11 protein-coding genes are annotated in these 12354 nt (G+C 31.0%); all 11 read left to right on the top strand.

What is annotated here, in order from left to right; genetic code table 11:
• Positions 1 to 2: 2 nt before the first annotated feature.
• Genes GTZ96_RS11875 through GTZ96_RS11825 form a run of 11 tightly spaced genes read left to right on the top strand, consistent with a single transcriptional unit; the run spans position 3 to position 12348 of the window.
• Positions 3 to 1055 (top strand): NAD-dependent epimerase/dehydratase family protein, encoded by a 1053-nt coding sequence (locus GTZ96_RS11875; protein ID WP_161644147.1) that lies wholly within the window; start codon positions 3 to 5, stop codon positions 1053 to 1055.
• Positions 1056 to 1077: 22 nt separating this feature from the next.
• Positions 1078 to 2913, top strand: coding sequence for a thiamine pyrophosphate-binding protein (locus GTZ96_RS11870; protein WP_161644146.1), 1836 nt, complete (start codon positions 1078 to 1080; stop codon positions 2911 to 2913).
• A 9-nt stretch (positions 2914 to 2922) separates the two neighbouring features.
• Positions 2923 to 3798 (top strand): acetaldehyde dehydrogenase (acetylating), encoded by an 876-nt coding sequence (locus tag GTZ96_RS11865; protein ID WP_161644145.1) that lies wholly within the window; start codon positions 2923 to 2925, stop codon positions 3796 to 3798.
• Between the two features lie 6 nt (positions 3799 to 3804).
• On the top strand, positions 3805 to 4815 hold the full coding sequence (dmpG, locus tag GTZ96_RS11860; RefSeq protein WP_161644144.1) for a 4-hydroxy-2-oxovalerate aldolase: 1011 nt from the start codon (positions 3805 to 3807) through the stop codon (positions 4813 to 4815).
• Complete coding sequence (locus GTZ96_RS11855) at positions 4815 to 5870, top strand: NAD-dependent epimerase/dehydratase family protein (protein WP_161644143.1); 1056 nt, start codon at positions 4815 to 4817, stop codon at positions 5868 to 5870. The genes dmpG and GTZ96_RS11855 overlap by 1 nt, the downstream gene beginning before the upstream one ends.
• 40 nt (positions 5871 to 5910) lie before the next feature.
• Entirely contained in the window at positions 5911 to 7215 is a 1305-nt protein-coding gene (rfbH, locus tag GTZ96_RS11850) for a lipopolysaccharide biosynthesis protein RfbH (protein ID WP_161644142.1), read from the top strand.
• Position 7216: 1 nt separating this feature from the next.
• Positions 7217 to 8584, top strand: coding sequence for a lipopolysaccharide biosynthesis protein (locus GTZ96_RS11845; protein WP_161644141.1), 1368 nt, complete (start codon positions 7217 to 7219; stop codon positions 8582 to 8584).
• Positions 8577 to 9464, top strand: coding sequence for a glycosyltransferase family 2 protein (locus GTZ96_RS11840; protein ID WP_161644140.1), 888 nt, complete (start codon positions 8577 to 8579; stop codon positions 9462 to 9464). Before GTZ96_RS11845 ends, GTZ96_RS11840 begins: the two co-directional genes overlap by 8 nt.
• Positions 9461 to 10090 carry an acyltransferase gene (locus GTZ96_RS11835; protein ID WP_207720183.1) on the top strand — a complete coding sequence of 210 codons (630 nt, stop codon included), beginning with the start codon at positions 9461 to 9463 and terminating at the stop codon, positions 10088 to 10090. Before GTZ96_RS11840 ends, GTZ96_RS11835 begins: the two co-directional genes overlap by 4 nt.
• Positions 10090 to 11163 carry a glycosyltransferase WbsX family protein gene (locus tag GTZ96_RS11830; protein ID WP_161644139.1) on the top strand — a complete coding sequence of 358 codons (1074 nt, stop codon included), beginning with the start codon at positions 10090 to 10092 and terminating at the stop codon, positions 11161 to 11163. The genes GTZ96_RS11835 and GTZ96_RS11830 overlap by 1 nt, the downstream gene beginning before the upstream one ends.
• Before the next feature lie 27 nt (positions 11164 to 11190).
• Positions 11191 to 12348, top strand: a complete 1158-nt coding sequence (locus GTZ96_RS11825; protein ID WP_161644138.1) for an EpsG family protein — start codon at positions 11191 to 11193, stop codon at positions 12346 to 12348.
• Positions 12349 to 12354 lie beyond the last annotated feature (6 nt).

Genomic DNA, 12354 nt, shown 5'->3' with positions numbered 1-12354 from the left:
TTATGACTTCAAATGTTATCATAAAGGAAGATCTTCAAACCATTTATGAATCTGATATAGATTGGTCAAAATTTTACAACAGAACGATTCTTATAACTGGAGCTAATGGTTTTTTACCTGCATACATTGTTGAATCTCTTTTGTATTTAAATTTCATAGATAATAGAAACAATGTAAAAGTAATAGGATTAGTTAGGAATATTCAAAATGCAAAAACTAGGTTTAAGGAATATCTTAATAATGATAATTTAGAATTTATTCAACAAGATGTTTCTGCAACAATTGAAGGATTAAATAATATCGATTTTATAATTCATGCAGCTAGTCAGGCAAGTCCAAAATATTATGGTGTTGATCCTGTAGGTACTTTGAAAGCCAATGTTTTAGGTACTATTAATTTGTTGGAATTTGCAAAAAAAAATGATATTAACTCTTTTTTGTATTTCAGTTCTGGAGAAGTATATGGTGAATTAAAATCAGAACAAATACCTGTAAAAGAAGATGTTTTCGGATATGTAAATCCAACCAATGTTAGATCATGTTATTCGGAAAGTAAGAGGATGGGAGAAAATATTTGTGTAAGTTATTTTCATCAGTTTCATGTCCCTGCAAAAATTGTTAGACCCTTTCATACTTATGGACCAGGAATGAAATTAGATGATGGGCGAGTTTATGCTGATTTTGTCTCAAATGTTTTAAATGCGCAAGATATTTGTTTGCATAGTGATGGTTTAGCAAGAAGAGCCTTTTGTTATTTAACAGATGCGACCATTGGGTTTTTTAAAGTTCTTCTTGATGGTGATAATGGTGAGGCATATAATGTTGGGAATCCTAATGAGGAATACAGTATTTTGGAATTAGCACAAATCATGGTTAATCTGTATCCTGAAAAAGGATTAAAAGTTGTTAAACATTTAAGTGAAAATAATAATAGCTATTTAAAAAGTACTTTAACAAGAAATTCGTCTAATATTGATAAAATGAATGGACTTAAATGGAAACCGATAGTATCAGTTAGTGATGGTTTTAAAAGAACGATTAAAAGTTATAAGTGATAATTGAAAAAATAAGTTAAATATGAGTATCAAAATAAAAGTTTCCGATTTAATAGCTGATTTTTTAATAGAGAATGAAATAAAGCATGTTTTTGGAATTATAGGAGCCGGTAATGCACATATTTTTGATTCAATTCAGCAAAAAGGGTATACTGAAATAATTTGTGTTCATCATGAGCAAGCTGCATGTATGGCGATGCAGACTTATTATAGAACTAATGGAAAAGTAACAGCAGCAATTCTTACAACTGGCGCTGGCTCAACAAATGGAATTACAGGAGTAGTAAGTGCATGGGCTGATTCAATTCCTGGAATTATTATATCTGGAAATGAGCATTCAAAATTTGTAGAATTACATAAAGATGTTAGAATGTGGGGTGTTCAAGGTTATGATAGCCCCGCAATGGTTGAAAAGGTAACAAAGTATGCAGTAAAAGTTTCTGAGACAAATTTAGTAGTTTATGAGTTAGAGAAAGCATATTCAATTGCTAAGTATGGCCGTCCTGGTCCATGTTGGATTGATATACCTATGAACTTGCAATCGAGTAATATTGAAGAAAACGAAATAATTCATTTTCAGCCATCAGAACTCCCTCAATTAAATTTGGATTCGGATCTAAAATTGCTAGAAAATATAGATTTAATTACAGAATCTATAAAAAAATCTAAACGTCCTTTATTTTGGTTTGGTAATGGAATTAGACTTGCAAATGCAGAAAAATTATTGGAGTTATTATTAGAAAAATATAAAGTTCCTTCTTTAGTTACATGGGCTGGTATAGATACAATTGATTCAAATCATCCATTAGTTTATGGAAGAGCTGGTACTTACGGACAAAGAAGTGCTAATTTTATAGTTCAAAATTGTGATCTATTAATTTGTATTGGTACTAGAATGGCAATTTCCCAGATTGGTTATGATATTAATGAATTAGCCCGAGATGCTGATATTGTTGTAGTGGATATTGATAAATTCGAATTGGAAAAGTATAAAGAAAGATATAAATATTCGATAAATGCTGATGCAGGGAATTTTATTGAAAAATTACTTAACAAGGAATTAAATCAATCATTAGATTTTTCAGATTGGATTCAAACTTGTAATAATTATAGAAAAAAATACCCTTGGTTTAATTCAGATGATCATCCTGATAAAGATGGGTTTATTAACTCATATCAGTTCATGGAAAGACTAAATTCTCATTTAAAAATAGATCAGCATATTACAACTGACATGGGGACAGCCCTTTTAAGCGGACATCAAGTTTTAAGAATAGGTAAGAATCAAAGATTGATGACTTCTACTGGATTAGGGGAAATGGGGTATGGTTTGCCTGCGGCAATTGGGGTATCTGTAGCTAGAGGAAAAGGAGAAGTTTTATGTTTGAACTGTGATGGGGGAATGATGATGAATTTGCAAGAATTACAAACCATAGTCCATTATAAATTACCGATAAAATTATTTGTTTTTAATAATGATGGTTATTTAATGATTAAACATACGCAAAATGCTCTTTTTAATGGTAGACGAGCTGGTGTTGATAGTAATTCGGGAGTAACTTGTCCTAATTTTAGTGCATTAGCTACCGCCTTTGGGATGCCTTCATTTCAAATTAAAACATGGGAAGATTTTGAAAATGTTATTCCCCAAGTTCAAGACATGGATGGTCCGGTAATTTGTGAAGTATTTATGCATCCCTACCAATTATTTGTTCCAAAATTAGGCTTGGCGATTCAAAGTGATGGTAGCTTAATATCTCCTCCTTTAGAAGATCTATCTCCATTTATTTCAAGAGAAGAATTGAAAGAAAATATGTTAAATGGATTGCATCCGAAGTCAGTTGCGATTGAAGCTTAATAAATAAAAATGAAAAAACTTAAAGTTGCAATATTAGGGAGTGGAAATATAGGGACTGATTTATTAATTAAAATCCAACGTTCCGAATTTTTAGAATGTGTGTTGTTTATTGGAAGAAATTTATCCTCATCAGGTATGGCTAAAGCTATTGCTATGGGAGTGAAGGTTTCAGATGAAAGTATAAATGCAATAGTAAAAAATTCAGATTTAGTTGATTTAGTTTTTGATGCAACATCAGCTAAAGACGCTAAAATTCATTGGGATATTCTTGATAAATTAGGGAAGATTGTTGTTGATATGACACCTGCTAAACTAGGTATATTTTGTATTCCAGCTGTAAATTTAGATGAAGTTGTAGAGCACAGAAATGTAAATATGATTACTTGTGGTGGTCAAGCGTCAATTCCTATTGCCCATGTCATTGGTAAAACTCAGAAAAATGTAGAATATATCGAAGTAGTGTCCAGTATTGCTTCCAGAAGTGCAGGACCTGCAACCAGATTAAATTTAGATGAATATGTGGATACTACCGAAAATGGTGTAAAACATTTTTCTAATGCCCCAAGAACAAAAGCAATTTTAAATTTGAATCCTGCCAATCCGTGCATCGATATGCAAACTACTATCTTTGCTCAGGTAGAGAATCCAGACATGGATTATTTACAAAAGGAGATTGATGTAATGATAAAAAAGATACAAGAATATGTGCCAGGATATAGTTTATTGGTTCCGCCAGTTTTTGAAAACGGGAGAATAGTTATTATGGTCAAGGCACAAGGACTAGGAGACTATTTGCCTAAATATGCAGGTAATTTGGATATTATCAATTGTGCCGCAATTGCAGTTGCAGAACAATATTCAAAAAAAATTAACAACATCAAATAAAATCTCATGGTTAAGCAAATATTAATAAGTGATTCTACATTACGTGATGGTAATCATGCATGTGCACATCAGTTGAGTATTGACCAGATTGCTATTTATGCAGAGGCTGCAGATAAGGCAGGTGTTCCCATTGTGGAGGTTGGTCATGGTAATGGTTTAGGGGCATCTTCGCTTCAAGTTGGACTTTGCAAAGAAACGGATAAAGATATGCTTGAAACCGCTAGGAAACATCTTAGCAAAAGTAAGTTAGGGATTCACGTAATTCCAGGGTTTGCAACTATAAAGAGAGATTTAATTAGTGCGATAGACATTGGAGTTGATGTTGTTAGAGTTGCATCACATTGTACGGAGGCTGATATTACGCAACGTCATTTAGGATATGTAAGAGAAAGAGGGAAAGAAGCATATGGTGTATTGATGATGAGTCATATGGCATCAGCAACAGTTTTGGTTGAAGAAGCTCAGAAAATGGAACTTTATGGAGCAGAAGGAATTATAATTATGGATTCGGCAGGGGCATATTTGCCTTCTGATGTGCAAGAAAAAATTTCGGCATTAGTTAATGGATTAAAAGTTCCTGTAGGTTTTCATGCACATAATAATCTTGGGATGTCCATTGCAAATTCTATTACAGCTATAGAATCAGGAGCTAAAATTCTTGACGGAACAGCCAGAGGTTTTGGAGCAGGTGCAGGTAATGCACAAATTGAAGTTTTGGTTGCTGTTTTAGAAAAAATGGGTTTTATAACAGGAATAGATTTGTATAAAATTCTTGATGCGTCTGATGTTGCGGAGAAAAATGTCATGAGTAGCGTTCCAATTATTAAATCAGACAGTATTGTTAGCGGTTTATCTGGAGTTTTTTCAGGTTTTGCAAAGCATGTTACCAGAATTTCAAGTGAATACGAAGTGGATCCAAGAGATGTTTACCGTGAGTTAGGTAAAAGAAAAATTGTTGGTGGTCAGGAAGATATTATTATTGAGGTAGTGATGGATTTAATTAGAAATCGAAAATAATGAGTTTAGCTAAGAATAAAATTGTATTTGAGGATTGTAAAACTTCATGTGTAGAAATTGAGAGTTTTTCAATTTTAGATAATAAATCAATACTCATCACTGGTGGAACAGGTTTTATTGGTAAATGGATAGCAGAAATGGTGTCTTATATAAATTCTACTAGCAAAATAAATATTAAATTATATTTGCTGGGTAGAGATATAGCTAAGTTTAAAGAAGAAGTTCCTCACTTGGCCGAAAAATCCTTTATGGATTTTATCGAGCAAGATGTTAGATACTTACATGATTTACCATCTAACATAAATTATATTATACATGCAGCAGGTTCTCCAGATAATAGAGAACATGTTTCAGATCCATTAAAAACAATTGAAACATTTTATAAAGGAACTCAATCTTTATTAGATGCAGCATCAAGAATTCAGGATTTAAAAAAAATAGTACATTTAAGTTCACACCAAGTTTACGGTAAAAATGAAACAGAACAACTAATAAGTGAAAATTATTTTGGTCCTTTTGAAGGACTTAATATTTCTAATTGTTATGCTGAATCTAAAAGAATAGCGGAAACCTTATGTTCGTATTATAAAAATAATTTAGGGTTACCTATAATAATTTTAAGACCATTTGCCTTTATAGGGCCATATCAAGATCTTGAAAAACCATGGGCAATTAATAGTTTTATTAGAGATGCAATTTTGGGAGGGCCTATTCGAATTTTAGGTAATGGTTTAACGGAAAGAAGTTATTTATATGCAAGTGATATGGCATATTGTATTTTAAAATCATTAATTGATGGTAAAATTGGTGAAATATATAATCTAGGAAGTAATACTCCAATATCTTTAAATGAATTAGCTTTCAAAATACAAAGTCATTCAGCTACTAAAATGGAAATTTTATCAAGATCCTCGAAAGAGAATTATTTAAGCATTTCTAAATTGGTTCCAAATACTAATAAAATAGCCAAAGATTTAAATGTAAAAGAAATATTTACGATTGATGAAGCGATCAATAGAACCTTGCTATGGAATCAACTAAACAAAAATAATTAAAGAATAAAATTAAAATAATAAGATTTAATCAGTCATTAATATGTTACAAAATTTAAAAGAAGATTCTCTATTAAATAGCTTAAGAGAAATTGCAAAAAAGAAATCAACTCAAGTTATTATTGCAGGAGAAAACTATATTCCTGTTACAGGAAAAGTATTAGACGAAGAAGATATTTTAATGGGAGTCGATGCAGCTCTTGATGGGTGGTTAACAGCAGGTCGCTTTGCTAATAAATTTGAAGCAGATTTTGCTGCTTATTTTGGAGCACATAGATCTCTTTTAGTGAATTCAGGTTCTTCTGCTAATTTAGTAGCTTTTTATGCTTTGACTTCTCCAAAATTAGGAGAGAGAGCTATTAAACCAGGGGATGAAGTAATTACGGTTGCGGCTGGTTTTCCGACAACAATCAATCCAATCATTCAGTTTGGAGCAATTCCAGTTTTTATCGATGTTGATATTGCAACACATAATGTAAAATCAGATATGATTGAAGCTGCAGTGAGTCCTAAAACCAAAGCGATTATGATTGCACACTCCTTAGGTAATCCTTTTGATTTGGATGAGGTAATGCGAGTTGCCAAAAAATACAATCTTTGGGTAGTAGAAGACGATTGCGATTCTTTAGGAGCTACTTACAAAGGAAAGAAGACGGGAACTTTTGGGGATATTTCTACATTCTCTTTTTACCCTGCACATCATATTACTATGGGAGAAGGTGGTGCAGTTTTAATAAATAATCCTATTTTATCAAAACTGGCAGAAAGTTTCCGTGACTGGGGACGTGATTGCTATTGCGAACCAGGGAAAGATGATACCTGTGGTTGTCGTTTTGGACAACAGTTAGGGACACTGCCTTATGGATATGATCACAAATATACCTATTCTCATATTGGTTTCAATTTAAAGGTTACTGATATGCAGGCTGCTTTTGGGGTATCTCAAATCAAGAAAATTGACGGATTTGTACAAAGACGTAGAGAAAATTATGCGGCTTTGTATGAACGCATGAAAGAGTTTGAAGAAGTATTCATCTTACCGGAACCAACTCCTAATTCGGATCCTTCATGGTTTGGTTTTCTTTTGACCTTGAGAGAAGGCGATGCTGCTGATCGTCACATGCTGGTACAACATTTGGAAAAAAATAAAATTGGAACCCGTTTGTTGTTTGGGGGTAATTTATTGAGACAACCCGCTTATGCTAATATTGAACACAGAGTGGTAGGCGATTTAGGCAATACGGATACTATTATGAATCAGTCGTTTTGGTTAGGGGTATGGCCAGGATTAAATGAAACACATTATGATTATATTGCAAACGTGATTAGGGAATATTTAAATTCTTAATGTGATAAATTTAATTAAGAAGGCGTCAAACAGAATAGGAATTGACGGTGCGATTGCTTTTACGATTTTGTCAAGAATTATTCAGGCTAGTGGTGGAGTAGTAACACTAATTTTTATTGCTAAATGTTTAACCAAAGTTGAACAAGGATATTATTATACTTTTGGTAGTATATTAGCCATTCAGGTTTTTTTTGAATTAGGACTTTCAGGGATTATTACTCAGTTTGTGGCACATGAAAATGCCAATTTGATTTGGAATGACAGAATCAGTTTTATTGGTTCTGCAGAATCAAGCTCCAGATTGTCTTCGCTATTACGGTTTACAATTAAATGGTTTGCTGTAATTGCAATATTATTATTTATCGGATTATTAATAGCAGGCTACTTTTTCTTTGATAGATTTGGAAAGAATGATAGGTTGATCGAATGGCAAATCCCGTGGTTAGTACTATCTGTTACAACATCTTTATCGTTAATGGTTTCGCCGATATTGGCTTTTTTTGAAGGACTAGGTAGGGTTAAGGAAGTAGCGAAAATCAGGCTTTTCCAACAAATTATTCAACTTTTTTTAGTTCTGGTTTTTTTCTCGTTAGGATTTAAACTGTATTCAAGTCCGATAGCAGCAATTTTAGCTTTTACTATTGTACCTGTTTGGATATTGTTTAGTTCGAAATTAAAATTATTGGTTTTTGTTTGGAATAAAATAAGCAAATGGAAGGTAAATTATCGATTAGAAATTTTTCCTTTTCAATGGAAAATAGCCTTGAGTTGGATAAGTGGATACTTTATTTTTCAGCTTTTTAATCCCGTACTTTTTGCTACCGAAGGAGCTATTGTAGCAGGACAAATGGGAATGACTTTGACTATTCTAAATGCGATTTTTTCATTGGCATTCAGTTGGATTACAACTAAAGTACCAGTTTTTTCGGGTTTAATTGCTCAAAAAGATTATAAGGAATTAGACAATTTATTTAATAAAACACTCCTTCAGTCAACGGTTTTAAATGCTTTTGGACTTATTGCTTTTTTTTCTTTGATTTTTATTTTACGTTATTTTGATATTAAAATAGGAGGTAAAAATTTTGCAAATCGTTTTTTGTCCTTTTTTCCCTTGTTTTTCATGATGATTCCGATTTTATTAAATCATATAGTTGGCTCTTGGGCACTGTATCTTCGTTGTCATAAAAAAGAACCGATGTTGGTACAAAGTGTTGTTATGGGAGGACTTTGTTGTCTCTCAACGATTGGTTTAGGGCATTATTTTGGAGTAATGGGAATTACGTTGGGCTACATGATTTTGACTGTCATCGGGACAATTTGGACATATTTTATATTTATAACTAAGAAAAAAGAATGGCATAATGAGTAATAAATTATTATCGATATGTATTCCAACTTATAATCGAGCTGAGGTATTAGATGAAACATTAAAAAAACTTTTTTTTAATCCTGAATTTAATGTTAACCTTATAGAAGTCATTGTTTCTGATAATTGTTCTACTGATAATACAACTGAAGTAGTTGGTAAATATCCCTTGGTGAGGTATTATCGAAATGAAGAAAATATCAAAGACCGTAACTATTCGGTAGTTTTAGAATATGCTACGGGGAGTTATATAAAACTTTTTAATGATACTCTTTTGTTTAAAGAAGGGGCTTTGAAAGCAATACTGGATAGAATTGAAAAACACCGGGGAGATGATTCTAATCTATTTTTTTATGGAAATACATTTCTTTATTCAAATTGCGAAGTAGAAATATGCTATAAAAAAAAATATTTGAATACAGTTAGTTTTTTAAGTACTTGGATAGCTAATTTTGGAGTTTGGAGAGAAGATTTTGAAAAAATAAAAAACAAAGACCGATATGCTGAATTGCAATTTGTTCAAGTAGATTGGAGTTATAGAATTATTGAAAATAACAAAAAGACAATAATTTATTTTGAAGATTTATTTGATGTAATTACACCAAATAAAAAAGGAGGTTACAATGTGTTTGATACTTTTATAAACAAATATTTATCTATTATAAAACAAGAGAAATTTTCTTTGTTGTCTTATGAGATTGAAAAATACAGACTTTGTAGGTATTTTGTTTATCCGTGGTTATTAACTCTTTTTGTAAATAATAAACAATTTTTTGTTTTTGATACAAATGGAGTTGTTAAGATAATTTTTAAAAAATATTGGTATGAACTTTATTTGTATCCAATGTTAATTTCGTTTTGGCTAAAAAAAATAACAAGATGAAACAAATTATAAAAAAAACATTAAGTAGTATACTATATCCTGCGTATGTTGTTTTTTCTCCAAGGCTAGTTGATTGGTTTAATACAAGGAGGAATTTATTGTATTCTATGTGGAAAGTAAATGAATTTAAACAAGCTGAAAATGTTTACATTCATTATCCTTTAAATCTGCAGGGAGGAAAATATATAAAACTAGGAAATAATGTTGGATTTGATCAAAGATTAAGATTAGAAGCATTCGACAAGTTTCTTGGGGATAATTTTTCTCCGGAAATAATTATTGGAGATCAGGTTTTGATACAAAAAGATTGCCATATTGGGGCTATCAATAAAATAATTATAGGTAATAATGTTTTAATTGCAAGTAAAGTTTATATAAGTGATCATTCACATGGCGAAATAACAGTAGAAGCTTTGTTACTTCCACCTGCTAAAAGGAAGCTATACAGTAAAGGACCAGTTATCATTGAAGATAATGTATGGCTGGGTGAAGGAGTTGTTGTTTTACCTAATGTAACAATAGGAGAGAACAGTATAGTTGGAGCAAATTCAGTGGTCACAAAATCAATACCTAAAAACTGTGTTGTTGCTGGTAATCCGGCAAAAATAATAAGACAATTAATATAATGGAAAAAAGAGCACGAGTAATAGCATTTTATTTGCCACAATTCCATCCTATACCAGAAAATGATATATGGTGGGGAAAAGGATTTACTGAGTGGACTAATGTAGGAAAAGCTAAACGTTTCTATAAAAAGCATTATCAACCAAGAGTACCTGCAGATTTGGGATATTATGATTTAAGAGTTCCCGAAACCAGAAAAGCTCAAGCTGATATGGCTAGAGAGTTTGGTGTCGAGGGATTTTGTTACTGGCATTATTGGTTTGGAAATGGAAAAAGACTGATAGAACGCCCCTTCAATGAAGTTGTAAGTTCCGGTGAGCCTGATTTTCCTTTCTGTCTAGCTTGGGCTAATGAAAGTTGGAAAGGGTTTGCACATGGATTAAAGAATAGAAACTTATTGATAGAGCAATTATATCCAGGTATAGATGACTATACAGCTCATTTTTATGAAGTTTTACCTGCCTTTAAAGATAAAAGATATATTAAAGTGAATGGTAAACCTTTATTTATGATTTACAAATCTATTGAATTTAAGGATGTTTCAATCTTTATAGAATTATGGAATAAACTAGCTAGAGAAAATGGATTAGAAGGTATATATTTTATTGCGCAAACACCCAATATTGAAGATAAGGATACAATTTTAAATTTAGGCTTTGAAGCGATTAATGTAGTCAGAATGTTTGATTTCATAAAAAAGAGGAATTATATTCAAAAAATAATGCAAAGGATTAAAATAAATATATTTAATTATCCAAGAATATATAATTATTCTAATGTTTTGAAGTGGTTTTCTGGAAGTGAAGATAAAGACAAAGATGTATTCCCATCTATATTTCCCAATTGGGATCATACTCCGCGCAGTGGAAGAGAAGGGATAATTTTACATGAATCAACTCCTGAATTGTTTAGAAAACATGTAGCACAGGTTGTTAATACAGTCAAAGATAAAAAGCCTGATGAAAGAATTATTTTTGTTAAATCTTGGAATGAATGGGCAGAAGGGAACTACATGGAACCAGATTTAAAATTTGGCATGAAATATCTCGAAGCTTTAAAAGAAGAAATACATTAACATTTGAATTCAAAATTTAACTAAAGTATGTATTATTTTCTATTCTTTATTGTTTTGTGTGCAGCATGTTTAGTTAGTATTGCTGTGGATGGAAAGGAATATTCTAAATACATTTATATATTTCTTTTTTTTCTGTTTTGGTTTACGGCAGGATTAAGATACGAAACCGGTATTGACTATTATGCCTATAAAGATATTTATCTCGATACTTATACTTTTAAAGATGCAATTATAAATGAGAAAATTTCAGAGGTAGTTGCTGAGCCAGGTTATCTTTTATTAAATTCATTATTTAGATCATTTGGAACAGAAATTAATATAATGTTCTTTTTTATCTCGCTAGTTACAAGCTTTCTTTTATTCAATAGTTTTCAGAAGTATCTCAGTAAATATAAATTCATTGCTTTATTAATTTATTTTTCTTTTGTTTACTTCACTCTTGATATGAGTGGAATTAGACAAGCTATAGCAGTAAATATTTTTTTATATTCTTTCAGATTTATCCTTGAAAGAAAAATGATTAAGTATTTTTTCATGGTTATCTTAGCTTCTTTTTTCCATGCTTCTGCTTTAATCGGCCTAGTTCTATATTGGTTATTTAATAAAAAAATAAGCTCTTCATTTATAGTTGTACTTACACTTTTTGGACTTATCGTTATATCTATGAAAATATCAATAATTAACATAATAGTAGATGATGTACTGACCAAGATTATGCCTGCAACAGCAATGTTTAAACTTTTTTATTATTCCACTTCTGATAATATTTGGGGTTTAAACATTAAGGTTTTTTTTAATATTATTGTACTTTTTATTTTAGTTTATAATAGGAAAATCTTAGCAGATAGATTTGTATATTTTAATTTAATTTTAAATTCGTTATTTTTCTATGTTTTTTGCAGAGAAATTCTTTGGGAATCAATCAATATAAATAGCAGGATAAATTTTTATTTTATATTTGGCTTAGTAATGGGAATTCCTTTATTGTTGGATTTGGTACAAAAAAAACATAGTAAAATTGGCGTTTTTGTATTTGTTATAGCAATTAATTTTTATCAATGCAGTGAGTTTTTTTTCATTAGAAGTGCTGTCAATCCATATCAAAACTATTTTATTTATAAAACTTTTAATTTAAAAAGTACAGGACAAGAGCGATTTAAAGAAGAAGCGAATAAACAATTGTGATAACAA

This window comes from Flavobacterium undicola (assembly GCF_009909155.2).
Lineage (GTDB): Bacteria > Bacteroidota > Bacteroidia > Flavobacteriales > Flavobacteriaceae > Flavobacterium > Flavobacterium undicola.
The sequence above is the reverse complement of the archived record's forward strand: the minus strand, read 5'-3'. Positions and strand labels throughout refer to the sequence as shown.

Bases quoted from the DNA above. Each gene is read 5' to 3' on its own strand.
- GTZ96_RS11840 (WP_161644140.1), top strand. From the start codon at position 8,577: ATGAGTAATAAATTATTATCGATATGTATTCCAACTTATAATCGAGCT.
- rfbH (WP_161644142.1), top strand. From the start codon at position 5,911: ATGTTACAAAATTTAAAAGAAGATTCTCTATTAAATAGCTTAAGAGAA.
- GTZ96_RS11870 (WP_161644146.1), top strand. From the start codon at position 1,078: ATGAGTATCAAAATAAAAGTTTCCGATTTAATAGCTGATTTTTTAATA.
- GTZ96_RS11865 (WP_161644145.1), top strand. From the start codon at position 2,923: ATGAAAAAACTTAAAGTTGCAATATTAGGGAGTGGAAATATAGGGACT.
- dmpG (WP_161644144.1), top strand. From the start codon at position 3,805: ATGGTTAAGCAAATATTAATAAGTGATTCTACATTACGTGATGGTAAT.
- GTZ96_RS11835 (WP_207720183.1), top strand. From the start codon at position 9,461: ATGAAACAAATTATAAAAAAAACATTAAGTAGTATACTATATCCTGCG.
- GTZ96_RS11825 (WP_161644138.1), top strand. From the start codon at position 11,191: ATGTATTATTTTCTATTCTTTATTGTTTTGTGTGCAGCATGTTTAGTT.
- GTZ96_RS11875 (WP_161644147.1), top strand. From the start codon at position 3: ATGACTTCAAATGTTATCATAAAGGAAGATCTTCAAACCATTTATGAA.
- GTZ96_RS11855 (WP_161644143.1), top strand. From the start codon at position 4,815: ATGAGTTTAGCTAAGAATAAAATTGTATTTGAGGATTGTAAAACTTCA.
- GTZ96_RS11830 (WP_161644139.1), top strand. From the start codon at position 10,090: ATGGAAAAAAGAGCACGAGTAATAGCATTTTATTTGCCACAATTCCAT.